The sequence below is a fragment of the Flavobacterium phragmitis genome, from assembly GCF_900112575.1.
Taxonomy (GTDB): Bacteria; Bacteroidota; Bacteroidia; order Flavobacteriales; family Flavobacteriaceae; genus Flavobacterium; species Flavobacterium phragmitis.
Map to the genome: position 1 here is coordinate 167,493 of NZ_FOMH01000012.1, position 25,533 is coordinate 193,025.

General features: G+C 33.7%; 18 protein-coding genes. 6 read left to right on the plus strand and 12 right to left on the minus strand.

Annotated features, from left to right (window positions below; translation table 11 throughout):
- Window positions 1–83: 83 nt before the first annotated feature.
- The 5 genes from kdsA (at window position 84) to BM289_RS20735 (ending at window position 3,451) form a co-directional block, all read left to right on the plus strand.
- Window positions 84–902, plus strand: coding sequence for a 3-deoxy-8-phosphooctulonate synthase (kdsA, locus tag BM289_RS20715; RefSeq protein ID WP_091497082.1), 819 nt, complete (start codon window positions 84–86; stop codon window positions 900–902).
- A gap of 18 nt (window positions 903–920) precedes the next feature.
- Window positions 921–1,826 carry a hypothetical protein gene (locus BM289_RS20720; RefSeq protein WP_091497084.1) on the plus strand — a complete coding sequence of 302 codons (906 nt, stop codon included), beginning with the start codon at window positions 921–923 and terminating at the stop codon, window positions 1,824–1,826.
- A 98-nt stretch (window positions 1,827–1,924) separates the two neighbouring features.
- Window positions 1,925–2,599, plus strand: a complete 675-nt coding sequence (locus tag BM289_RS20725) for a YiiX family permuted papain-like enzyme (RefSeq protein ID WP_091497086.1) — start codon at window positions 1,925–1,927, stop codon at window positions 2,597–2,599.
- A gap of 88 nt (window positions 2,600–2,687) precedes the next feature.
- On the plus strand, window positions 2,688–3,140 hold the full coding sequence (locus BM289_RS20730) for a hypothetical protein (protein WP_091497089.1): 453 nt from the start codon (window positions 2,688–2,690) through the stop codon (window positions 3,138–3,140).
- A gap of 5 nt (window positions 3,141–3,145) precedes the next feature.
- Window positions 3,146–3,451, plus strand: coding sequence for a hypothetical protein (locus BM289_RS20735; protein ID WP_091497093.1), 306 nt, complete (start codon window positions 3,146–3,148; stop codon window positions 3,449–3,451).
- Between the two features lie 185 nt (window positions 3,452–3,636).
- Here the strand turns inward: BM289_RS20735 and BM289_RS20740 are convergent, their stop codons facing one another.
- The 12 genes from BM289_RS20740 to corA all read right to left on the minus strand — a co-directional run bounded on the left by BM289_RS20740 (window position 3,637) and on the right by corA (window position 24,694).
- Complete coding sequence (locus BM289_RS20740) at window positions 3,637–5,028, minus strand: M20/M25/M40 family metallo-hydrolase (protein WP_091497096.1); 1,392 nt, start codon at window positions 5,026–5,028, stop codon at window positions 3,637–3,639.
- Window positions 5,029–5,194: 166 nt separating this feature from the next.
- A complete protein-coding gene (locus BM289_RS20745) occupies window positions 5,195–7,114 on the minus strand; it encodes a discoidin domain-containing protein (RefSeq protein WP_091497098.1) in 1,920 nt (639 codons plus the stop codon).
- A 28-nt stretch (window positions 7,115–7,142) separates the two neighbouring features.
- A complete protein-coding gene (locus tag BM289_RS20750; protein WP_244165427.1) occupies window positions 7,143–7,919 on the minus strand; it encodes a glycerophosphodiester phosphodiesterase family protein in 777 nt (258 codons plus the stop codon).
- A gap of 92 nt (window positions 7,920–8,011) precedes the next feature.
- Window positions 8,012–10,312: a beta-glucosidase BglX gene (gene bglX / locus BM289_RS20755; protein ID WP_091497101.1), complete on the minus strand. Its 2,301-nt coding sequence runs from the start codon at window positions 10,310–10,312 to the stop codon at window positions 8,012–8,014.
- Between the two features lie 11 nt (window positions 10,313–10,323).
- Window positions 10,324–10,947: a carboxylesterase family protein gene (locus tag BM289_RS20760; RefSeq protein ID WP_244165428.1), complete on the minus strand. Its 624-nt coding sequence runs from the start codon at window positions 10,945–10,947 to the stop codon at window positions 10,324–10,326.
- A 98-nt stretch (window positions 10,948–11,045) separates the two neighbouring features.
- Window positions 11,046–12,419, minus strand: coding sequence for a glucoamylase family protein (locus tag BM289_RS20765; RefSeq protein ID WP_091497107.1), 1,374 nt, complete (start codon window positions 12,417–12,419; stop codon window positions 11,046–11,048).
- 73 nt (window positions 12,420–12,492) lie between these two features.
- On the minus strand, window positions 12,493–13,971 hold the full coding sequence (locus BM289_RS20770; RefSeq protein ID WP_091497112.1) for a RagB/SusD family nutrient uptake outer membrane protein: 1,479 nt from the start codon (window positions 13,969–13,971) through the stop codon (window positions 12,493–12,495).
- A gap of 4 nt (window positions 13,972–13,975) precedes the next feature.
- Entirely contained in the window at window positions 13,976–16,990 is a 3,015-nt protein-coding gene (locus tag BM289_RS20775) for a SusC/RagA family TonB-linked outer membrane protein (RefSeq protein ID WP_091497114.1), read from the minus strand.
- 244 nt (window positions 16,991–17,234) lie between these two features.
- Window positions 17,235–19,979 carry a helix-turn-helix and ligand-binding sensor domain-containing protein gene (locus BM289_RS20780; RefSeq protein ID WP_091497116.1) on the minus strand — a complete coding sequence of 915 codons (2,745 nt, stop codon included), beginning with the start codon at window positions 19,977–19,979 and terminating at the stop codon, window positions 17,235–17,237.
- Between the two features lie 103 nt (window positions 19,980–20,082).
- Window positions 20,083–21,267: an acetate/propionate family kinase gene (locus BM289_RS20785; RefSeq protein WP_091497119.1), complete on the minus strand. Its 1,185-nt coding sequence runs from the start codon at window positions 21,265–21,267 to the stop codon at window positions 20,083–20,085.
- A 192-nt stretch (window positions 21,268–21,459) separates the two neighbouring features.
- Entirely contained in the window at window positions 21,460–23,553 is a 2,094-nt protein-coding gene (gene pta, locus BM289_RS20790) for a phosphate acetyltransferase (RefSeq protein WP_091497121.1), read from the minus strand.
- A gap of 67 nt (window positions 23,554–23,620) precedes the next feature.
- A complete protein-coding gene (gene corA, locus BM289_RS20795) occupies window positions 23,621–24,694 on the minus strand; it encodes a magnesium/cobalt transporter CorA (RefSeq protein WP_091497125.1) in 1,074 nt (357 codons plus the stop codon).
- 183 nt (window positions 24,695–24,877) lie between these two features.
- Between corA and BM289_RS20800 the strand changes: the two genes are divergently transcribed.
- On the plus strand, window positions 24,878–25,480 hold the full coding sequence (locus tag BM289_RS20800) for a transposase (protein ID WP_091497128.1): 603 nt from the start codon (window positions 24,878–24,880) through the stop codon (window positions 25,478–25,480).
- The last annotated feature ends 53 nt before the right edge of the window (window positions 25,481–25,533 follow it).

A 25,533-nucleotide genomic window follows, 5' to 3' on the forward strand; every position in this document is an offset into this window, starting at 1 on the left:
GAATGGCTTCATAAAATAATCTTAAATCTTAATCTGGTATTCATAAATCATGACTACCTTTGCAGTGCAAAAAAATAAATTTTATGAACATACAACATATTCCACAAATTAAACATACTGACAGCGGAAATTTCTTTTTATTAGCGGGGCCTTGCGCCATTGAAGGAGAAGAAATGGCACTGAGAATTGCTGAAAAATTAGTTGGTATTACCGACAATCTTCAGATTCCTTATGTGTTTAAAGGATCTTTTAAAAAAGCTAACCGTTCTAGAATTGACAGTTTCTCTGGAATTGGTGACGAAAAAGCTTTAAAAATCTTAAGAAAAGTATCTGAAACTTTTCACGTTCCGACTGTTACTGATATTCATACAAACGAAGATGCTGACATGGCTGCGCAATATGTAGACGTTTTGCAGATTCCTGCTTTCTTAGTACGTCAGACAGATCTTGTTGTTGCAGCTGCAAATACTGGAAAAACGGTAAACTTGAAAAAAGGACAATTTATGAGTCCAGAAAGCATGAAACATGCCGTGCAAAAAGTGTTGGACTGTAATAACGAAAATGTTATGGTTACAGATCGCGGTACCATGTTTGGCTACCAAGACATGATTGTTGATTTTAGAGGTATTCCTACTATGCAACAATATGCTTCTACTGTTTTGGATGTTACGCATTCATTGCAACAGCCAAACCAAACTGCAGGAGTTACTGGTGGAAGACCTGATATGATTGAAACCGTTGCTAAAGCTGGTATTGCTGTTGGCGTTGATGGAATCTTTATTGAAACGCATTTCGATCCTGCAAATGCAAAAAGTGATGGGGCTAACATGTTACACTTAGACTATTTTGAAGGTTTAATGAACAAGTTGGTTGCTATTAGAAAAACAATTAACGCATTTTAATTTATAATACTAAGTTCTTTGAAAACAAAAATTTTATTTTTCTTACTGACCTGTGTTTCTCTAAACACTTTTGCTCAGGAAGAAATACCAGTACAAAAATACGCCGCACACAATAAAGGAAAATTCTTTGTAATGTGGGGTGGTAATAGAGAAAGTTATTCAAAATCTGATGTAAACTTTAGAGGTAAAGATTACAATTTTACGGTTGAAGATATGAAAGCGCATGACAAACCAAAAGGATGGCATGTTGATTATATCAATCCGGCTAATATGACGATTCCGCAAACCAATTTAAGATTGGGTTACTTTTTTAGCGATCATTACAGTGTTACAATTGGTGTAGACCACATGAAATACGTAATGGCACAAAATCAAATTGCAAATGTTACCGGAAACATCAATTTGCCTGCAGATGATCCTGCATCAATTTACAATGGTAATTACAACCATACTCCTGTTGATATGTCTCAAGGAGGAGCACAAGAAGGTGGTTATGGCAATGGTGAAATAAATGCAAACGGACCAGCTTTTTTAATGTATGAGCATACAGATGGCTTAAACTACATTAACACAGAAGTTGCAAGATTTGATGATGTTTCTAAATGGTTTGGTTTACCAAACATTGACAAAGTTCAGATTAATTTAACTGAAGGATTGGGAGTTGGAGTTTTATATCCAAAAACCAATACTACTCTTTTAGGAAAAGAACGTCACGATGATTTTCATGTTTCTGGTTACGGTGTTTCTGCAAAAGCGGGTCTTAACATTACTTTTTTCAAACACTTCTATATTCAGGGAGAGTTAAAAGGAGGTTATATCAATATGCAGGATATTAAAACGACAACAAGTCCTGAAGATAAAGCTTCGCAGCACTTTACTTATTTTCAACGAATTATTGCTGTTGGAGGAATTTTCAGAATCTAAAAAACTTCTCAAATATTTAGAAAATAGCTGTCATTTTATTTGGCAGCTATTTTTTTTATTATTTACTTTGCAATTCAAAGTACTTTAAATTGTATTTTATGAAAAGTAAAAAGTTTTTATTTCCGTTGATCACATTCATCATCAGTTTTGGATGTGCTTTGTTTATTAGTCTAAAAGTTTTTCCAAATAATCCGTTTACCGGAAATAAACAGGAAAAGAAAGTTGCTAGTAAATACAAAGATGGCGATATTATTTTTCAGACTTCTGAATCGAAACAATGTGAAGCGGTTCGTATTGCAACGAATTCTAAGTTTTCGCATTGCGGGATTATTTATGATATTGACGGAAAATGGTTTGTTTTTGAAGCGGTTCAGCCGGTCAAACTAACACCGCTTGAAGATTGGATCAAACATGGAAGAGATAGTAAATATGTGGTGAAAAGATTAAAAAACGATGCTGTTTTAAAACCGGAAGTTTTGCAGAAAATGAAAGACTACAGCCAACAGTTTGATGGTAAAGAATATGATGCCTATTTTGAATGGACAGACAATAGGATTTACTGTTCTGAACTGATTTGGAAGATTTATAAAAATGCTGCAGGAATTGAATTGTCAAAACTTCGTGAATTGAAAGAATTTAATCTAACGGATCCAAGGGTTCAAAAAATATTAAAAGAACGTTATGGCGCTGCTATTCCGCTGGAAGAGAAAGTCGTTGCTCCTTCTGACCTTTCTGATTCTAGTTTACTGAAAACTGTTATAGACACTTACTAAATAGTAAAAAGCTAGTTGAGTTATTATGCCTAGCTTTTTTATTTATCAATTAACTTTGAATTTCAAAGAACTTTTAAAACTATAACTTATGAGAGATTACTTGATTGAAAAACTTTATGAATCTTCTAAAAAACCGTATCAAAAATATTTCAAGAAAAATGAACCTTGGAAAATTGATAAAACTAAATTGTTGGATTATCCTCAAGAAAGCTTAGGGTTGGGTTTGGGAAATTTTCTTTATACCAATCATTTTGATATTCAGGAAAAACTGGAAGATCATGATATTATTCATGTACTGACCAATACGGGAGTTTCGGTTTATGAAGAAATCGGAATGCAGTATTATCTTTTCGGAAACGGAAAAAGAAGTTTGTATTTGTATATGGTTATTTTAACGGGAACTCTCTTTTATCCAAAACGAATCAAATATTTCATTGAACAATACAAAAAAGGGAAAAAGGCACTTCCGTTTCATTATCTGGACTTTTCGAAAATGCTTTTAGTTCCAATTCCATCTATTCAACAAACTTTTAAAATTTAATTTCTATGAAAACTATTCAGGATAAACCTTTTAAAGAAAAACAATCTATCGAATTAGCCGTTGGTTCTTTTATAATTACTACTGTATTGTTTAGTTTATATATTATTTCAAATGAAAGTCCAAACGTTTTGGTTATTGCCTGGCCGTTTGCTTTGTTTGCAATAATTGTAAACCTCATCATGTTTGTTCATTTGACAGATAGATTCATTCATTTACCACAACAGCGAAAAGAAATTGGAATTAAGATTTTAGTATTGCTTTCTAATATTCCAATAACCTATTTGTATTATTTAATTGTCATGAAAAATTGATTATTATATGGATCGTTCCGATGGAACTTTTTGTAGCCTACATAATCTCACAACGGATTAAAATCCGTTGCTACAATATGAATCATTCCTACGGAATTTTTATGCCAAAAATGCTTTATCGTTTTTGGCATAAAAAAAAAGCTGTCAAAAATGACAGCCTATTTTCTATGTCGATTTTAAAAATCTTAGTTCGCTTTTGGCAATTCAATTCCAGTTTGGTCAATTAAATAAACCAAAGAAGTCATGGTTGCAGCGCCCAATTCTAACTCTCTTTTGTTGATGGCATCAAATTTATCGTTTGCTGCGTGGTGGTAATCAAAATAACGTTGTGAATCTGGTTTTAAACCTGCTTTTACAATCGCTTTAGAAGTTAAATGACTAATATCTGAACCTGCATGTCCAATAGTGAAACTATGCACTAAATAAGGCTCAAAAAAGTCTTTAAATCCTTGGATTTTTTTCAGGTTTGCATCGTCAGCTTCAATAGAAAATCCTCTTGGAGAAAATCCGCCTGAATCACTTTCTAAAGCAAAAATGTGGTTTTCATTCTTTTGTTTTGAAACTTCTTCATATTTAGCACCACCTTTTCCGCCGTTTTCTTCATTCATGAATAGAACCACTCGAATCGTATTTTTAGGTTTGTAATTTAAATTCTTAAGAATTCTGATTACTTCCATACTCTGCACTACTCCTGCTCCATCGTCATGAGAACCATCGGCTAAGTCCCAAGAATCTAAGTGACCGCCTACAACCATAATATTGTCAGGATTTACACTTCCTGTTAACTCTCCAATTACGTTATGCGACAATACATCTGGTAAGGTTTCACAAGATTGCTTGAAATAAAATTTTAAAGACGGATTTGCTTTTAAAGATTTACTCAATAATTCCGCTCCATTTGTACTAATTGCTGCCGTTGGAATATATTGTTCCTTTGGTAAATCGCCATAACTTTGGTTTCCTGTATGAGGAAAATCGTCTAAACGAAGTCCCATTGAACGTACAATCGATCCTACTGCTCCTAATTTTGCGGCTTCTTTTGCACCAGCATATCTTTGGTCAACACATGCTCCGTAAGATGTAAAAGTTTCAATGTTTTCAGGATTCATGGGTCTGTTATAAAACACAATTTTGCCTTTTACTTTGTCTGCTCCAAGTTCGTTTAGTTCTTTTATACCTTGAACTTCGATTACTTCAGCAGTAAGACCTGTTTTTGGAGTCGCAATAGAAGCTCCTAAAGCGCAGATTGGCACATTTGTTTTTACTTTTCCATCTAAGATATAAGCTGTTTCTTTTTCTCCTCGAACCCAATGAGGCACCATTACTTCTTGAAGATAAACTTTATCTAAACCTAATGATTCTAACTGTCTTTTGGTATATTCTACCGCTTCTGCAGCGCCTTTAGAACCAGATAAACGAGCTCCGATATCATTAGACAAATATTCTAACCAAGTGTAGCATTTTGCTTCGGTTAAAGCTTTTTTATAAAATAATTTGATGTTTTTTTCGTCATTTGTCTGAGCAGATGACAGCAATCCGTTTAAAACTAAAGCAGTTAAAAGAATCGTTTTTTTCATAGTTTCTATAGTAATTTTGGAGTTTATTCTGCCAATGGCGTATTCACAAAGGAACAAAATTTCAGACAGTTCGAAAGCTTTTTCTTCAACCTTTTCTCAAAAAAAAGCTCTGATTACAAATTCTTCAATTTGCAATCAGAGCTTTTTATTATTCCTAAAATAAAATCTATTTTACTTCGATAATCTTATTTTTAACACCACTTCCATTTTCATTAAAAGGTTCGATAGTGAAATAATATTTTGTTCCTTTATCTAAACCTCTAAAATCATATGTATTGTCTCCGTAAACCATAATGCTGTTGTATAATTTATCTGGAGTAATTCCATAATAAATATTGTATCCAATCGCATCATTTTGTTTTTTCCATGAAATCATAGCATTTCTAGAATCTGCTTTGTTTCTGTCAACTTTAAATGAAGTTACTGCTTTTGGTTTTGAAGCCAATCCGTTTCCGAAAACTCTGAAATCTGAAATGGCAAATAACCCAGAAGCATTGTGGATGTTTTCCATTTTGATGTAACGTGCTTTAAATGGCTTTGTCAATTCCACATAATCGTGCGGTACATCTTTATCATTTTTAGATTTATCTACTACCAACGTCCAGTTTTGAGCATCATCAGACATGAATATTTTGTATTGATAATAAATATCCATTGCTTTATTAAACTGCGTTGCTTTATGATCTGCATAATTAATCTGCAAGGCATTTATTTCCATTGGTCTTCCTAAATCCATTTGAAGCCATTCTCCCGGATTATCGGTTTTTGCCGACCAATAGGTTTGAATATTTTCATCGGTTAAATTCTCAGGCCCATAACAGAATTTTTCAAATACTTTTTTGCCACCGTTATCCATTCTGTGTGTTTCGACTTCCATACATTCTTCAGAAGAAGAAACTGTCACAGGCTTTTTATACGAAAGCAACATCCAGCCAGAAGAAGCGCCTTTTGTTTGATCACGCTGGCTGGTTGGCAAAACGATTGGGAAATCGCCATAAGAAGTAATCGAATACATTACATCATCTTTGTCAAATCCTGCAGGGAACATATCAATACGACGCTCAAAGCGATCTTTGATTGATATTTTACAAGTTCCGGTGTTCCAATAATTTCCGTAATTATCTGCAAAAGTATTTCCGTGTCCTGCTCCAATCACAAATCCGCCTGGTTTATAAGACATTGGATTGTGTTTTTGATAGGTAAACGGCCCAAGCGGATTATCTCCAACATGCACTCCGTTTGCATACCCTTTAAATTCTGTTGCTGGCGCACCATACTGCATATAATATTTTCCGTTGTGTTTGGTCATCCAAGCTCCTTCAATAAAATTTCCCCATGGTGCTGGTTCCATATCATTATTTGGTCCAAAACGTTCCCAACCATGAGCAGAAGGATCTAAACCAACGACTTCTTTAATCTGTCCATAAGGTTTTTGAATATCTTCAACCTCAATTGCTTTGTACAACTCCGCATAATCTGCCTGGTTTCCTTTTGGAAGCCAAGTATTATAATCTACCTCAACACCTACAAGAGGTAATTTTCCGCTTGATCCATAATACATATAGACTTTTTTGTCATCATCCTGAAAAATCGCTGGATCCCAAGTTGGAAGCATCGCCTTATCAACATGACGTGTCCATCTTCCTGATTTTGGATCAGCTGTTTTCCAGATGGGATGGTCTCTTTTCCAAGTTGAACCCACGTAAAACAAGGTATCATTTACAACCCAAGCTGCAGGCGCACATTGATCATCATCACCTGGCTGTCTTTGAAAACTTCCATAAACAAAGTTCCAGTCTGACATGTCTTTACTCCAAAAAAAACCAGCCTGATTGGTTGCAAATAAATAATATTCGCCTTTGTAAGTTATAATAACCGGATCTGCACTGGAACGACGTGAATATGGAATTCCGTTATGATTGTGAGTCGTATAATTGTAGCCAATATTGATTGGATTACAATAAGTGGTTGCTGGTCTATTAGGATCAAACCATTCGGTTTTACCTAATTTTTGTGCCAAAAGATTGTGATTGAAAAAAATCACAAACAAAATCGACATTGCAAAAAGCTTATATCTTTTTTTCATTGTTTGATAGATGTTAGTAAGCTCAGAATTATTTTTTGATTTTTAATCTTTCGCTTAAAAGTTCGGGCTCGTTTGTTGTGATGTAATTGAATTTGTGTTCTATAAGCCAATCCATATCTGCAGCTTCATTTACAGTCCAAGCATTCAAAATCACTTTATTGTCTTTTGCCTCCTGAATCCATTCCGGATGTTTTTGAAAAACAGAGTAATGATAATCTACACCATTAATATTATCTGCTTTCACTTCTTTTGGAGATTTATTTCCTTCCAAATATTGCAGTGAAGTTTTAGTATCCACTTTTCTGATTGCTTTTAGAATATCATAATCAAAACTGATGTAGCAGGTATTTTTATCGGCTTTTAATTTTTTAATGGTTTCGACAGCTGCTACACCCGTTTTTTGTCCTCTTTCTTTACTAATTTCCGAAGGTTTTATTTCACAGACTAAAAGTGTCTTTTTATTATTTCTTTTTCCTTCTGAAATATATTCGTGAAGTGTTGGAAGTTTTTCTCCGTTGGAAAGCTTAAATTTTATCAAATCAGCGTAATTCGTTTCTTCAATTAGTAGTTTATTGTAATGCGCATCGTGATTAATTACTAAAGAATCATCCGCTGTTCTCCAAACATCAAACTCTGATCCTGGCAGTTTTAGGTCAATTGCATGTCTTAATGATGCAATAGAGTTTTCTGGCAGATTATTCTTTTTCCAAGCACCGCGATGTGCTACAATGGCATTTTTCTGTGCATTACAAAAAGAAAAAACAATTAGTAATACTAATGAACTTACTATTCTAAAATTCTTCATTTCATTTCGTTTTAAAACTGGTTTTTTATTTCAGAAAAAAAGCCCTTCGCTAACCAAACACGCGAAGGGCTAATTACTAATCAATAAACCAACTATTTAGTTAACTCAAAACTAACTTTCTTGTCGGCAGCTGAATTTCCTCCCACGAAAACATCAAACTGTCCAGGCTCTGCTACGAATTGTAAATCAGAGTTGTAAAATTTTAAATCTTCAACAGTAATATCAAAACTTACTGTTTGTTTTTCACCTTTTTTAAGCGTTATCTTTTGAAAACCTTTCAATTCTCTAACTGGTCTTGTTACAGAACCAACTAAATCTCTAATGTACAATTGAACCGTTTCTTTTCCGTCAAAATTCCCAGTGTTTGTTACCTCAACAGTTACTTTTAATTTTCCGCTGAAATTCATTTTATCAGAAGAAATTTTCAGGTTTGAATAATCGAAAGTCGTGTAGCTTAATCCAAATCCGAATGGGAATAATGGCTCGTTTCTTTCGTCGATATAGTTTGATCTGAATTTTTCGAATTTACCTTCTGTATTAGAAAGTGGTCTTCCTGTATTTTTGTGTGCATAGTAAATCGGCAATTGACCAACACTTCTTGGGAAAGTTGATGTTAATTTTCCAGAAGGATTTACATCACCAAATAAAACATCAGCGATAGCATAACCCGCTTCTGTACCAGCGAACCAAACATTTAAAATAGCTGGAACTGTTTTTTCTTCTTCAGTAATTACTAACGGACGTCCATCAAATAAAACTACAACAACTGGTTTTCCTGTTTTTAATAAAGCGTTTAATAAATCTTTTTGCGCTTGTGGAATTTCCAAGTTGGTACGGCTACTAGATTCTCCGCTCATTTCTGCAGATTCTCCAAGAGCTGCAACAATTACATCAGATTGTTCTGCTACTTTTAAAGCTTCTGCTAATAATTCTTCTTTTGTGCGAGCATCACGGTGTAATGTTTTCCCGAACATGGTTGCATTTGTTTCAAACGTTTCATCATAATCTAAGTTGCTTCCTTTTGCGTATAAAACTTTAGTTCCTGCTCCTGCTACTTCTTTGATTCCTCTTAATAAGGAAACCGCATTTTCCATTTTTGTAGCCACGCTCCAAGTTCCTGGCATGTTTTCTTTCGCATCCGCTAATGGTCCAATTAAACCAATTGTTCCTGATTTTTTAAGGGGTAATAATTGATTTTGATTTTTTAATAAAACCAAAGATTGTGCAGCAATTTGACGCGCTTCTTTTCTACTGTCCATTGTGAAGATTTCCGTTTTTGCTCTTTTCTCATCACAATATTTGTATGGATCTTGGAATAATCCTAAATCATATTTTGCTTCTAAAATCAATTTTACAGCATTATCGATTGTTTCAATTTTTACTTTTCCTTCGTCTAAAGATTTTTTCAAAGTAGTCAAGAAACCTTCTCCAACCATATCCATTTCAACACCAGCATTTAAAGCTAAAGCAGAAACATCTTGAAGATCTCCCATTCCGTGAGGAATCATTTCAGGAATTCCAGTATAATCTGTTACTACAAAACCTTTAAAACCCCATTGTTTTCTTAAAACATCTGTCATTAACCATTTGTTTCCTGTTGCTGGAATTCCGTCGACTTCGTTAAAAGAAGCCATAACCGAACCTACCCCTGCATCAACTGCTGCTTTGTAAGGAGGAAAATAGTCGTTGAACATTCTGATGTGGCTCATGTCAACAGTATTATAATCACGTCCGGCTTCTGGAGCTCCGTATAAAGCGAAATGTTTCACACAAGCCAGGATTGAATTGTTTTTTGAAAGATCGTGTTGCTGGTAACCATTGACCATGGCTTTAGCAATTTGGCTTCCTAAATATGGATCTTCTCCTGAACCTTCAGAAACTCTTCCCCATCTTGGATCACGAGAAATATCAACCATTGGAGAAAATGTCCAATTAATTCCGTCTGCACTTGCTTCTTTTGCGGCAATCTGCGCACTTCTTTCAATTAAAGCCATATCCCAAGTACAAGATAATCCAAGCGGAATTGGGAATGTTGTTTCGTAACCGTGAATAACGTCCATACCAAAAAGCAATGGAATTTTTAAACGGCTTTTCTCAACAGCAATTTTCTGTACTTCTTTAATTTTTTGTACTGATTTTATATTGAACAAACCGCCCACTTTACCTTCAGCAATATTTTTTGCAACATCTGAACTGTTTGCTTGTCCTGTTGTAATATCACCTGAAGTTGGTAAATTTAACTGCCCTAATTTTTCATCTAATGTCATTTTTGACATTAATTCCGCCACAAATTCAGACTTGGGTTTAATTTTCACTGTATTTTTAGCTGGCTTTTTTTGGGCATAACCCAAAACCGCACATCCTAAAAAAAGTAAGACTAATTTGTTTTTCATTCCTAATTTATTTATTTGTTTGTATTCGTTTTTTTCTGCTGGAACATCCAGTCATAGATTTCCTGATTATCATACACTTTTGTCCAGCTGTCATGATTGGCATCATCAAAAATGGTCAGTTTTACATCTTTTGCATTACACTTTTTCAATTCTTTGTAAACTGTAATGGCATAATTCACATCGACTACATCGTCCAATAGTCCGTGGAAAATTCTGGTCGGAATATTGGCTATTTCACAAACGTGTTCTAACTGAATTAAATCTACAAAACCAGCGACAGGTACGTTTGCTGCAAATAGATCCGGATGTGCAAAAGCCAAATTCCATGAAGCCCAACCTCCTGAGCTCAAACCAGTGACATATATTCGTTCGGAATCGATTTTATTCTCTTTCTGAATTTTCAAAATCAGTTGATAAATCGACTCTATATCCCAATTCTCATCTTCCTTGCACTGTGGCGCTAGAACATAAGCATCCAACTGATGTGTTTTTAAATATTTTAGCGGACCATGAACTTTTACTTTTTCAAGCTCAGTTCCTTTTTCTCCATCTCCAGAAATAAAAACAATCAAAGGCTTTTTCTCTTTAGTATTTTTTGGTTTATGCAAAACATAACCAAGTTCGTACTTCGCCATGATGACGGTATTAATTTTTCCTGTTGTTTCGCTTTGGCTAAAGCCGAAAAAAGAAAATAAAAGAGATAAAAAAGCTAATTTGTATTTCATGTGAATTCTTAGATTCCGTATTTCCCAGATTTAAATCCAAGTTTTGTTAAACCTTGTTTTACTTCAGGTGCATTCATGAATAATTTCCATAAAAGCCCCGTTCTGTAATTTTCAATCATAACCACTTCAGGTCCCTGATCAATTGCCAGATATCGTTTTGCAACCCATTTGTTTCCTAAACTAAGTGCATCATAAAATCCTGCATCGCCCCAAGTTTCTTTTTTATGATTTTCGTATAAATTGCGAATAAAAGTCATAGACTCTTTTGGCGTGTAAACTATTGAGCTGATTGCTGCAGTTGGCGAAATCACTCCTTGATCATTACTTGGCATGTGTGCATTATATCCAATTGAACCGTCAGGATTTCTAGAATAAGAAGCTGTTAATCCCCAATATTCAGGACCATAACCAGCGTTTTTATTTGGATTTTCAACACAATACTGATAATTGATTTTGGTCTGATTTACATTTAAATCCCAATAGTTAGCATACTTATCACTTAATTGATTTGGATCTAAACCAACATAAGAATAATGCGCCCAGAATAATGGGCCACCAAATTCCTCTGCACCATTATGTTTTAAGATTAAAGGAAGATTATATTTTGTTTTTGAAGAAACTATTTCTCCGCTTCTCGCCCATCCTTCATGATACGCTTTGGCATCAATTGCGTGAGTTGGTGAAGATGCTGCCATTACATAAGTAATCAGACATTCATTATACCCCTGAAGAGGAAAATTCATCTGCCAGGCATAATTCGGAGACCAGTGCCAATATAAAACATTTTTTTTATTTGTGTACCATTCCCAGTCGACTCCTTTCCAAAGTGCATCATATTTTTGTGCAACTGCTTTTTCTTTTTCAGAACCGTCTTTAAGATATTCACGAACTGTAATCATTCCTGCAACCAAAAATGAGGTTTCGACCAAATCACCACCGTTATCCTTGGTTCCAAAAGGTTTTACTTTTCCTGTATTTCCGTCAATCCAATGTGACCAGGCTCCATGAAAACGATCTGCTTTGCCTAAAAAATCTGCAATTTTGTTCAGTCTTTCCACTCCTTTTTCTTTTGTAATATAACCTTGAGACATTCCTGAAACGATAGCCATTAAACCAAAACCAGAACCACCTGTTGTTACAATGTTTGAATCGTTTTCAGGATAATTTCCATCCGGATGATAACGCTCTCTGGCTAATCCTGAATTGGGTTCAGCATAATCCCAGAAGTATTTAAAAGTTTGTTTTTGAACAGCATCTAATAACTGTTCATCTGTTAATGCCGCAACAACAGAAGTATTTTCCGGTACCTCTTTTTTTGATTTATCTGTATTACCGCATCCAAAAAAAGCAAAAGCCAAAAATAAAACTGAAATTCTAACCATTATAAAGATTTAAATATTGAAAAATAATCACTCCCCTCAGAAAAATTGAGGGAAGTGATTTTTAAGATTTTGATTAATAACCAGGATTTTGAGTCGTCAAACCTCCTGATTGTTGAATAACTGTAGATGGAATTGGATATAATTCATGTTTACCAACTACAAACGTTTTTCCTTGAGGAAAAGTAGGGCTCACATCTGCTTTCAATGCAGCTTCGGCTTGCCCAGTTCTTACAAGATCAAACCATCTGTCATGTTCAAAAGCTAATTCTAATCTTCTTTCCTTATAGATCGCTTTTCTAACATCTGCCTGAGCTGTTGCTGGAGTATTTCCAAGACCTGCTCTCTGTCTAATTTGATTAATCAAAGGAATTGCAGCCGAAGTTTGCCCTAATTCATTTAAAGCTTCAGCTTTCATTAATAATACTTCAGCATATCTTAAATATCTAAGGTTTGTATCTGTAAATTCCTGATTGTAAAAAGCTGATGAATAAGCTTTATAATTATACATTGGATTAGAAACTGTAGACGCTACAACTCTTCCATCATATAAAACCGAACCTCTAAAAATAATTGTTGCATTTTTTCTAACATCGCCAGCTTCATAAGCATCAGCAAGTCCTTGAGTTGGTGTATTGAAACCCCATCCCCAACCTCCGGCTCCACGAGGTGCCTGAGATACTGTGTAATTTCCAATTCCGTATCCTGGAGAAGAAGTTCCGCCAATTCCATTAATTTCGAAAATTGATTCTGAACCAAATTCTCCTTCTTTTTTATACTGCAAAGAATAATCTGACACTAAAGAATAACCTGTTACTTTATCACAATTGTCAATCACATTTTGCCATTTCTTTTGGTACAAATTAACCTTTGCCAACAAAGCATAAGCTGCTCCTTTAGATGCACGTGCAACATCAGTTCCACTGTATGACGATTTTAATGGCAAGGCCTGTATTGCGTCATTTAAATCCTTTTCAATAAAAGCATAAACTTCAGCTGGAGTTTTACGTGTTAACTGCATAATTCTGTCAGCATCATTTCCTGGTACCGGCAAATGATCAACAATAGGAACTCCTCCGTATCCTTTAACTAAAGTAAAGTACATAAAAGCTCTTAAAAATTTTGCTTCCCCTTCTAATCTAGTTCTTAAAGCTGGGCTTACATTATTAAGTTTTGGAAACATTGCCAAAGCTTGATTAGCTCTATTGATTCCTGCATAATTATAATTCCAAATACTGCTGAAAGATGGTGTAGAAGCGTTAAAAGTTAAAGCGTCTAAAACATCTTTATCTGTTCCTGTATCTCCTGGATCTGATCCCTTGTCTGCATCGTCAGTCATAATACTTGATACCCCATTCCATGCAAAAGAGGACATATCCCAAGTTAAAAATATATTATAAATTGCATCAACCATTGATGTCGCACCTGCATCGCTATCAACCAAAGCTGGATCAGCAGGGATATTTTTTGTTTGATCTACATCTAAGAAATCCTCTGAACATCCAGATACAAATAATCCAGAAAGTATAAAAAGTGATATATATAATCGTTTCATGATATTAAAATTTTAAGTTTGCACCAACTACAAATGTCTTTAAGGCTGGATAAGCATCTAGCTCAACTCCTTGTGTACCTGTAACCAATTCCCCATTTCCTAAAACCTCAGGAGAGAATCCTGAATATTTTTGAGTAATGAAAGGATTCATAGCATTTACATAAATTCGGCAATAGTTAACAAAACCATCTTCTCTTAAAGGAAGTTTGTATCCTAGTGTGATATTATTAATTCTGAAGTAATCTCCAGATTCTAAATAATAAGTTGATGCAACTGGAACTTGATTAAATGGAGCTGGGTTTGAACCTGTAGTATTTGTTGGTGTCCACATATCATTTAATAATGACGCTTCAACATTTTCTCCATAAAAACGTTGCGCTTTTTTTCCATTATATACTTTTGCTCCACCTGTACCGTATCCATCTACAGAGAAATCAATATTTTTGTAGTTTAATCCTACGGTAACTCCATAATTAGAAGTTGGCAAAACTGAACCAACATATTTTCTGTCTTTAGTTTGATCTAAAGCACCTTGAGCTACTTTATTTCCGTTTGCTGTATAGTACAACATCTGTCCATTTGTTGGATCAACGCCTGCATATTCATACATATAGAAACTTCCCAAAGGCTGCCCAACTGATGTGTTATCAAGTATTTTTGTTACCTGACCATTACCTAATGAACCTCCATTTACTGTTGCAATCTGAACATTTTTCAAACTAGCTAATTCATTTTTGTTATGAGAGAAATTTCCTCCTACCCAGTAACTTAAGTTATCTGTAATTTTATCATCCCAACGTAAAGCAATTTCGTAACCTTTGTTTGATACCTCTCCTACGTGTGTTGGAGATTCTAGTGTAATTCCTGATGTAGAATATGGCTTAACATTCAAAATTGCGTTGTTTGTGTTTTTATCATAAACATCAAATGATCCTTTTAATCTGCTATTAAACAATTCAAAATCTAAACCTGCAGATGCTTCTTCAACAATTTCCCATGATAAACTTGGGTCAATTTGAGAATTGATCGTTGTTCCTGAACCTCCATTATAATCTACTCCAGATGTAAATGACTGGATGTTTAATGGCACTTTTTGATTACCTAATTTACCCCAAGAACCTCTAATTTTTAATAGATCCAAACCTTTTATATCAGATAAGAAGCTTTCTTTAGTTACAATCCAACCAAGACCAACTGATGGAAATGTTCCCCAACGGTAGTCACTTGAATAATTTGAAGATCCGTCACGTCTAACAGTACCCGTTAATAAATATTTATCCATTAACTTATATTGTAAACGCGCAAAATAAGACGCTAATCTAGCTTGATTTTCGTTTACAGCTTTATATGTGGTTACACCTCCATTTTGTGCATAATTAATACCATCAAGCCCCCAATAGTTGCTATTTGGATTCACATTTCTAATATCTGCTGTAGTTTTAGACCTTGTACCAATCACGTTAGCTTCAATACCCGCAGTCACTTCAACATCATGAATCTCTGCAAAAACTTTGTTGTAAGTAAAATAATTAGATAAATTCCAGTTGAAATAATCATCTGTATTTCTTGTCAAAGTGTTTGTATTCAAACTCTTCTTATCATAACCAGCTTCTACCCTGCTTGGATCAGCAGCTAACCACAGACCTAAATTATCAACAAAATTATATTGTTTATAAGTGAAATATTCTCCATTAAATTGTGAAGTAAATTTCAATGATTTCATAATATCCCAATCTAATTTTAATCCACCTTGAAGTACAACCGTTTTTTGTTGCTCATTATTGTAATCTAAAGAAACAACAGGGTTTCCAACTGAATTAAAAGAATCTCCTGTTTCAGAAATAACACCATTTTTTATAAAAGGCACACCATATTTTCCATCAGGAAAACGTACGGGCACTAAAGGAGATTGTCTGTATGCAGATGTAAATGCAGACATTGGTTGCGGCGTATTTTTTATAGAACTTACACTAAAATTTTGGCTAATTTTAAGTTTTTCAGAAATTTTGTACTCGTTGTTACTTCTAAAAGTAGTACGTCCATATTCTGTACCTTTTAAGATTCCATCCTCTTCATAGTTACCAACACTAAAGAAGTATTTAATATTTTCTCCAGATCCAGAAAGAGAAACATTGTTTTGAGTATAAACTCCCGTTTGAGTTATCTCATCAAACCAATTTGTATTATATGGCTGATTTGTTGAAAATCTTCCATTTGGGAATTGGCTAATAAAAGCGGCATTATTGTACTGAATATATTGATCAGCATTTGCCATTTTTACTTTCTTAAGTGGCGATCTAAAACCAGCATAACTATCAATATCTACAACAAGTTTTCCTTTACCTGTTTTAGTAGTAATCATAATTACACCATTTGCACCTCTTGTACCATAAATTGCAAGTGCCGAAGCATCTTTCAAAACTTCATATGAAGTAATATCATTTGAGTTGATATTATTAATATTATCAGTAGGCATACCATCTACAACATATAGAGGATTTCTTCCTCCTAATGCAGTACCAACCCCTCTAATAACAATAGACGGAGTGCTACCTGGCGCGTCTGATGTAGCAACTTGAACCCCTGCCGCTTTACCTTGTATAGCTTGAGAAGCATTTATTACTTTCATCTTGGTAATTTCGTCGGATTTAATTGAACTCACTGCCGAAGTATTATCAATTTTCTTTCTGGTACCGTACCCAATTACAACTACTTCCTTTAAGGCGGTATCGCCTGATTCTTTTAAAGTGATTGTCATTGGTGCGGCTGTTGCCGGTACAGAAACTGCGTCAAAGCCTAACATAGAGACTTTTAATATGTCTCCAGGCTTTGCATTGATTGTAAAGTTTCCGTCGAAATCTGCATCAGCAGTTGCTCTGGCATCTGACGAAGCAATTATTGCTCCTGGAACTCCCATTCCATTACTGTCTACCACTTTCCCTTTAATTGCTTGAGCCTGCCCCATCATATATGTAGGCAGCAACAAGAGTGCTAAAAAGCTAAAAATAAAATTTTTCATACAGTACGTAATCGTTTAAGTTAGTAGAGCCAAATTAAACAATTACAACGTTGTAGTACATCAGATACCACTACAACACGGCTACATCATTATGTTAAATTCTAATAATATATTTCTGATTATCAACAAAATAAATATTACTTAATTTTCTTTAACATAACGTTATGATGTAGTAATGATGTATTAGAATTATGTAAAAATAGAGTTCTAAAAATATAATATCCTTAAAAAACAAAACCAAATCTTACAGACTTAATAAAAACTTCGACAGGTTTTCGTCTTGATTAAGGTTTAGCTTCTTTCTAAGGCGGTATCTGTGCAGTTCTACACCTCTAAAAGAGATGTTCATCATAGGTGCAATTTCCTTGGAAGAAAGGTTCATTTTAAGATAAACACATAGCTTAATATCCTTTGGAGTCAAGTGAGGATACTTTTTAGAAAGATTTATAATAAACTCATTATGGATCTGATTTAAATTGGTTTCAAATATTTCCCATTCGTGTTTATTTACTTCATTAATCTTTATTGCTTTTTTGATTTCGTTTTTCAGTTTAGAAAAATCTTTTTCAGTTTCCAGAATTCCTTGAATTTTATCAATCATCTCGGTCTGCTTCGCAATTGATAAAGATTTACCAGCTACTTCAGAAGATTTACTTTGCAGTTCTAATTCTAAAATATGCTTTTCGTATTCCTGAAGATTGAGTTCATTTTCTTTTTTCAGTTCCATTTCGAGAATTTCTCTCTGATGCTTTAATTCTTCTGCTTGTAATTTTAGTTTTTGAGTATATCTAAATTTATTCCATCTGTAATAGAAAAATAAAACAGCACCTATTACAAACAAATAAAGCAGAATCATCCAAAAAGAAAAATACCAAGGCTCTGCAACTTTAAATTTGTAAACAGAAACTTTTTCATAATTTGCACCATCGTGTTTAAAGATTTCTACAGAATGATTCCCGCTGCTCAAATTGTTCAGAATAATCAATCCATCAGAAATTGAAAAATAATCTTTCTCTTTATCCAGTTTATAAAATAGATTCGGTTTACTTGCTCCATAAATTCCAGAGATAGCATTAATTCTTAATTCGGTATTGAATTTAATTTTGGATTCATTCGGAATTAAAACATCATTACTAAATGCTTCTATTTCTATTTTGGAATTTTGTTTGTTTTCATATTTGAGTTTAAGCGAAATAAATCCGTCATCTAGATTAAACAAGTAATCATTGTCTTTTTTAAAGATTCTTAAATTTTCATTGATGAGTTTCCCTTTATAATATTTCTCTTGAATAATATTCCAGATAAACTTATTTCCCTCGAAATAGATATGGTATAAGATGCCATTCTGCAGAACCATAAAATGATCTTCGTCTATAGAAACAATGTCTGTTACGTTTTTAAAATTTTCATTAAACAATTCGTTTTCTTCCAATTTACCCGCAATCGAGTTATAAGTATACCAAATATTATTAATCAGAAAGAGTATTTCTTTTCTGAATTCAAAAATCTTGATGCCAAAATCGTTTACTATTTTACTTTGCTGCGTAACATTTTCAACTTTTAAAGTATTGTAATTATCATCTAGTACAACACGATACAAACCTCGATAATTATCTGCTGCCCAAATTTCATTCTTTTTATTCTGCGCTACATATTTTATAGGTTTTGCAAGATCTTTGATAATCTTATAATGTGAAAGATCTGAAGGATTATCATAAACCAAAATACCACTATACGTAGACTGAAAATAAGTATCATTTATACTGCTTTTCGACATATTCCAGCCTCCGCTGACACCGTTTATCTTCGTCAGCAAACCATTTTCATAGGAAAAAGTACCATCATTATGACCAATAACATACTTTCCATCTATTAATGAAATATTCCAGCCCTGCCCTTGTGTATTGGGCATCATGTTGAATTTTCCTGAACTGTATTCGAATATCCCGTGATTGGAAGCAATTAAATAACCTTTATTAATAGTGGCAACAGAATAAACAGAACCTAAAAGTCCTGAATTGTCATAAAAGAAAGAAATAGGTGAATTGACCTCAACATGTGCAATACCATTATCCAAACCAAGCCAAAGATCATTTTCTTTATCAAATCCTAAACTCAGCACCGAGTTATTCATTAAAACATTATCTCTTTCAATATTTTTATAAGAATTGGTTTTGAGATCTAAAATGATAATGCCTCGATTCCCTGTTCCAATAACCAGTTTTTCGTCTTTTATAAATTTTGCCACATTTATAGTAGCCGATTTCAAAGTTTCGTTTATCGGATTGTCCCAACTTTTTAAACCGTTTTTATCTACTACAAAAACACCTTTTTTCTGGGTAAATATGTAAGTCTTATTTTGGTGTTTTTCTATAGCATGAACAACCGTTTTCTTCAAAATATCCCATCCTTTTGGATTAGAAATATATTTATCGTTCATTTTAAAAATCCCATCCTGAACAGAAGCCACGTATAGATTTTTGTCTACAGCAAAACAGTACGAAATAAGGAAAGGGAATTTGATTTTTTTGATTGTCTTTCCGTTATAAATAAAGACATCATTAAAGGATTGAAAATAAAGTGAACCATTAAATCTGAAAATTTTCCAGATTTCTTCATTATCTCTTTCATCAAACAATCTTAGGTTTTTGGTAATCGAGACATAATGCATCGTTCCATCTTTTCGGTACCAGTAACCAAACTCTTTATAAGAACCAGAATAAATTTTATCTCCTTCAATAAGAATAGATCTGATAATGGTTTTATTTGGAAGTGTATATTTTTCCCATTTTACTCCATCATAACGAAGCAAATAATGATTGTTGGCAAAATACATCGCATCATCATTTCCCTGAACTACATTCCAAATTTGATTATCTCCTTGATAATCGGATTTGCTGTAATTTTCTACGAAAGGAAGTAATTCTTGTGCTTGAAGTTGTAAAGCGATGAAAAAGAAGAAAACTGATTTTAAAAGTATCGATTTCAAGATGTTCAGATTAAAACTCAAAGATACTCACAAAAAACTTAAACTGAAAACATAAAAAAAGACTCCTAGATTAAGGAGTCTTGAGAATATTAAGTAGAATATTTTAATTTCCAAGCAATTGATATACCTGATTGGCAATTTCATACTCTTCGTCAGTAGGAACAACCAAAACTTTTACAATGGAATTTTCTGAGTTGATTTCTCTTATTTCCTTAGAACGGATTTGATTTTTTGCAGCATCAATCTCAATTCCGAAATAATCCATATCGGTACAGATTAAATTGCGCATAAATGACGAATTCTCGCCAATTCCTGCTGTAAATATGATAGCATCCAAACCGTTTAAAGCTGCCGTGTAAGCACCAATTGTTTTTCGAATTCTATACGCATTCATTAATAAAGCCAGTTTACAATCTTTATCTCCTTCTTGAGCTTTAGATTCAATATCTCTTAAGTCGCTGTAACCTGTTAAACCAAGCATTCCGCTTTGTTTTAGCAGAATAGAATTTACCTCATCCGGAGTGTAGCCAAGATTTTTTACCAAATAAAAGATAACCGACTGATCAATATCTCCAGCACGAGTTCCCATAATTAAACCATTTGATGGCGAAAATCCCATTGTGGTATCAATACTTTTTCCATCTTTTACAGCGCTCATGCTGCAACCGTTCCCTAAGTGAATCGTAATGATTTTAGAATTCTTATCTAAGTAATTAATAGCCCTTTCTGAAACATATTTATGGCTTGTTCCGTGAAAACCGTAAACACGAACTTTATGCTCTGTTAAAAGAAAATTCGGAATTGCATATTTATAAGCTTCTACTGGAATTGTCTGATGAAAAGCGGTATCAAAAACCGCTACTTGTTTGGCATCTGAAAAAATTTCTTCTGCCACATTAATTCCAACCAAATGTGCTGGATTATGCAAAGGCGCAAGTTCAGAAAGCTCTTTAATTTTTTCTTTAACTTCTTCCGTAATTTCTGTAGTATTAGAAAAATAACTTCCTCCATGAACAACTCTGTGTCCAACCGCAGCAATTTCTGAAGTGGTTTTAATCACTCCTTTTTCTGGATCTAAAAGCAAATCCGAAACTTTCTGTAAACCTACTTTGTGCGTTGGGATAGGAAGTATTTCTTCAAGCGAATTTGAAGCTGTTTTAAAAGTAATATTGGAAGTTTCTAAACCAATTCGGTCAATCATACCCGAACAAATTACTTCGTTTGTCGGCATAACCATTAATTGATATTTTATTGATGAACTTCCTGAATTTATAATAAGTATTTTCATTTTTTATGTTTTTGCCACAAAGGCGCTAAGTCACTAAGTTTTTTTTATTTTATTGTTGAGATTAGTACGCGGATGACGCGGGTTTACTTCGTAAAGACGCGGATTTAAACGGATTCTCAACTCTATAAAAATTAAATTTGCGTTTTCGCGATAGCGAATCTGTCTCATCCGCGTTCCATTTTTTAATTGGATTTACATTCCTTGCGCCTGAATGGCTGTAATTACTACTGTATTGATGATATCATCTACAGTACAGCCACGGCTTAAGTCGTTTACCGGTTTATTTAATCCCTGAAGCATAGGACCAATTGCCAAGGCTCCGGTTTCTCTCTGAACGGCTTTATAAGTATTATTTCCTGTATTTAAATCCGGGAAAATTAATACGCTTGCCTGTCCTGCTACTTCTGAATCCGGCATTTTGCTTTTTCCGACACTTAAATCAACCGCAGCGTCATACTGAATTGGACCTTCAATTTTAAGATCTGGTCTTTTTTCTTTTACAATTGCTGTTGCCGTTCTTACTTTATCCACTTCATCTCCTTTTCCAGATGAACCCGAAGAATAAGAAAGCATGGCTATTTTGGGCTCAATTCCGAATGCCAAGCTTGATTCTGCTGAAGAAATAGCGATTTCCGCCAATTGCTCTGCCGTTGGATTTGGGTTGATGGCACAATCTCCAAAAACAGAAACTCTATCTTCTAAACACATAAAAAACACTGAAGAAACAACAGAAGAATTAGGTTTAGTTTTAATGAATTGAAGTGCTGGCAGAATCGTATGCTGTGTCGTATGCGCTGCTCCAGAAACCATTCCGTCTGCGTGGCCTTTGTACACCATCATGGTTCCGAAATACGATACATCTTCCATTAAATCCCTTGCCATTGTAATACTTACGTTTTTGGCTTTTCTCAGCTCGTAATATGTATTTGCATAATCCTCGTAAAATTCAGATTCTATCGGATTGATGATATTTACTTTTGAAAAATCAAGCGTAATACCAAGTTCTACTACTTTATTTTCAATTTGTTTTTTATCTCCAATAATCGAAATATCGACCACATCCATATCTAATAATCTTGCTGCCGCTGTAATAATTCGGTCATCATTTCCTTCCGGCAATACAATATGTTTTCTATGCTGTTTCGCCCTTTTAACCATATTGTATTGAAACATTTTCGGCGTCATTCCTTCCGCTTGGAAAGTGATCAATCTTTCGGATAAAGCATCGTTATCAACGTATTTCTCAAATGTCGTTATAGAAGTCTCAATCTTATGGGTATTGTTAGCATAAATCTCCGATTTTATAGAACCAATTTTATTAGTGATATGATACGTTCCGCCGTCAACAGCGATAATTGGAACAATAGCCGAAAGTCCTTCTATAAGTTTTAAGATACTTTCTTCTGGAACAATATTTCCTGTCAAAATAATTCCTGAAATGGTTGGATAATTGGCTGATTCGTTTGCTTGTAAAGCTCCCAAAATAATATCAGAACGATCTCCAGGTGTAATGACCAAAGCATTATCATGCAGATGAACTAAATAATTATGCAATTGCATCGCCCCTACGCTGTAATGTCCGATTTCATTATTCAGATAATTTTCTCCAAATAGCACTTTTGCATTCAATTCGTTTACAATTTCCTGCATTGTTGGATTATTTAAACTCGAGATAAGCGGAATAGTATTTATCAAAACATTTGAAGGCAAAGTTTTCTGTAAACTATTCGTAACCAATTCAATGTTTTCTGGCTGCACTTTATTAGCAAAAACAGATAAAACCTCAACTTCTTTGAGTTTGAAAGAATCGTAGACTAAATACAAGCTATCTAAAAGTTCTTCTAAAGTTTTACCAACTCCTGAACCGACAATTATAGTTGGAATGCCAAGATTCTTGGCAATTAAAACATTCAAATCCAATTCGATTGAAGTTCCTTCGCCCGTAAAACTGGTTCCCTCGACCAAAACGAAATCAAAACGCTCTTCCAGTTTTTTATATTTTTCAATAATCAAATCCAGAACCTCTCCTATTTTTCCTTTATTCTTTTTCTTGATTAATCTGCTTTTCGTAATCGCATATGCATCTTCAAAATGAATATCAAGGTTAAAATACGACAAAACGGTCTCAATATGATTATCTACTTCTCCGTCAACAAAATCTTCGATTATAGGCCTAAAATAGCCCACTTTGGCAGTCTTTCCGATCAAGATACTCATTAAACCGAGCGTGATGATCGATTTACCGCTGTTGTGATCGCTTGTTGCTATATATATTGCTTTACTCATAATTATTTATATTTATTCTAAATAACAAATTTAATAGAAATCATTTTTTTTCTGACTGAAACAAACGTTAAAACCATCTTCGTTTCTTGAAATAAATGATTAAGGCTATAACCAGCAGAAACATGACGCCCATAACTACAAAATAGCCATTTTGCATTTTGAGTTCCGGCATATTTTCAAAGTTCATTCCGTAAACTCCAACAATAAAAGTAAGCGGAATAAATATGGCCGAAATGATTGTCAGGGTTTTCATGATTTCGTTCATTTTTCGGCTTTGTTCCGAGAAATAAAAATTCGATGCGCTTTCCAAAGCACTCATATCTGATTCTATCTGCTCTAAAAGCTCTAAACTCTTCTGATGCAGTCTGATAAAGAAGTTAAACGTCTCTTTTTGAATTAATCCATTTTCATCGTCATCATCTTTTTTTGTTTTCAAATAATAAAGTGAATCTCTAAGTGGCACAATGGAACGTTTAAGGAAGTTTAAATTATCTCGATGGTTTTCAATTTTTTCTAAAATAATTGGTTTAGCATCTTTTTTGGTCTGATTGATTAATTCTTCCACCTTATCTTCTTCATCTTCCAATGTTATATAGAAATTCTCCATTACAGCATCCAATAATAAATAAAGAAGATAATCTACTTTTTTGGTTCTAACAATTCCGGCATGTGTACGAAGTCGCTCGCGAATGTGCGTAAAAAAATCACTTCGTTTTTCCTGAAATGAAATTAGAATTCCTTCTTTCAGAATAAAGCTAATCTGCTCCACACTAATATTATCGGAATATTCAGAAGGTAAAAGTGATTTTATATTGAAGAATAAAACATTTTGCTGTTCTTCTAATTTGGTTCTTTTAGTTGTATTTAGAATATCAGCTAAGAGGAAATCATCCAATTTAAAATGTGCTCCAATTGTTTTAAGCAAACCAATGTCATTTAAGCCATGAACATTCAGCCAATTGTTTTTTGTATAATCAAAACAAGAATTTAAGGCTAAAACTGTAAACTTATCATATTCAACAACATCTGCATCATCATAAACAAAAAGCTGCATCTCAGTTTCATGTTCTTTGTGCGTTCCTGTATATTCTAAAGTAATATGTTGCAGCTTGCGTCCTTTCTTGTATTTGATCTTTCTCATTAATGAAAATTTACAATAGTAATATTACGAAAAAGAATTCGAAGAAGAAATGACAATTGTCATTTTGATCAGAAAGATTAAACAAAAAGCATTAAATCTAAAAAGTAATATTTTTACTACTTTTGCATCGAAATCAACTTGACAGGTCATAAAAACCTGTCGCGTTTCTTGAACATATGCAACATGCAAAAAATTGAAACTCTTGAGTCTGGAAATTACTATCATATTTACAATCGTGGAATCAATAGTGAAAATCTCTTTAAAGAAAATAGAAATCATGAATATTTCTTGATGCTTTATACTAAGCATATTGATCCAATTGCCGAAACATTAGCTTGGTGTTTACTAAAAAATCATTTTCATTTATTAGTAAGAATTAAAACTTTTGAAGAAATTTTAAAAAGTCACAAGGATTATGAAATCAAAAAAATAATCCCTGCACATCAATCTTTTGGAAATTTATTTAACGCTTACACAAAAGCAATTAATAAAGGATACAATAGACATGGAGCCTTATTTGAAAGACCTTTTAAAAGAAAACTAATTAGTAACGAATCTTATTTACGTTCTGTTATAAAATATATTCATTATAACCCTGTAAATCATGGTTTTTGCGAACATCCAATAGAATATCCTTGGAGCTCTTATTCAGCTTGCATATCTGAGAAATCGACTAAATTAAAACGTGAAAAAGTGATTTCATTATTTGAAAACATTGAAAATTTAAAATCTTCTCATAATGAAAAAGAGAATTTCACTTCCTTAGAAGAATTTCTTAACTTATAATTTATTTGATTCAAACCCGACAGGTTTTGAAAACCTGTCGGGTTTAACTTCGA

Bases quoted from the DNA above. Each gene is read 5' to 3' on its own strand.
- kdsA (WP_091497082.1), top strand. From the start codon at position 84: ATGAACATACAACATATTCCACAAATTAAACATACTGACAGCGGAAAT.
- BM289_RS20725 (WP_091497086.1), top strand. From the start codon at position 1,925: ATGAAAAGTAAAAAGTTTTTATTTCCGTTGATCACATTCATCATCAGT.
- BM289_RS20730 (WP_091497089.1), top strand. From the start codon at position 2,688: ATGAGAGATTACTTGATTGAAAAACTTTATGAATCTTCTAAAAAACCG.
- BM289_RS20735 (WP_091497093.1), top strand. From the start codon at position 3,146: ATGAAAACTATTCAGGATAAACCTTTTAAAGAAAAACAATCTATCGAA.
- BM289_RS20740 (WP_091497096.1), bottom strand. From the start codon at position 5,028: ATGAAAAAAACGATTCTTTTAACTGCTTTAGTTTTAAACGGATTGCTG.
- BM289_RS20745 (WP_091497098.1), bottom strand. From the start codon at position 7,114: ATGAAAAAAAGATATAAGCTTTTTGCAATGTCGATTTTGTTTGTGATT.
- BM289_RS20750 (WP_244165427.1), bottom strand. From the start codon at position 7,919: ATGAAGAATTTTAGAATAGTAAGTTCATTAGTATTACTAATTGTTTTT.
- bglX (WP_091497101.1), bottom strand. From the start codon at position 10,312: ATGAAAAACAAATTAGTCTTACTTTTTTTAGGATGTGCGGTTTTGGGT.
- BM289_RS20760 (WP_244165428.1), bottom strand. From the start codon at position 10,947: ATGGCGAAGTACGAACTTGGTTATGTTTTGCATAAACCAAAAAATACT.
- BM289_RS20765 (WP_091497107.1), bottom strand. From the start codon at position 12,419: ATGGTTAGAATTTCAGTTTTATTTTTGGCTTTTGCTTTTTTTGGATGC.
- BM289_RS20770 (WP_091497112.1), bottom strand. From the start codon at position 13,971: ATGAAACGATTATATATATCACTTTTTATACTTTCTGGATTATTTGTA.
- BM289_RS20775 (WP_091497114.1), bottom strand. From the start codon at position 16,990: ATGAAAAATTTTATTTTTAGCTTTTTAGCACTCTTGTTGCTGCCTACA.
- BM289_RS20785 (WP_091497119.1), bottom strand. From the start codon at position 21,267: ATGAAAATACTTATTATAAATTCAGGAAGTTCATCAATAAAATATCAA.
- pta (WP_091497121.1), bottom strand. From the start codon at position 23,553: ATGAGTAAAGCAATATATATAGCAACAAGCGATCACAACAGCGGTAAA.
- corA (WP_091497125.1), bottom strand. From the start codon at position 24,694: ATGAGAAAGATCAAATACAAGAAAGGACGCAAGCTGCAACATATTACT.
- BM289_RS20800 (WP_091497128.1), top strand. From the start codon at position 24,878: ATGCAAAAAATTGAAACTCTTGAGTCTGGAAATTACTATCATATTTAC.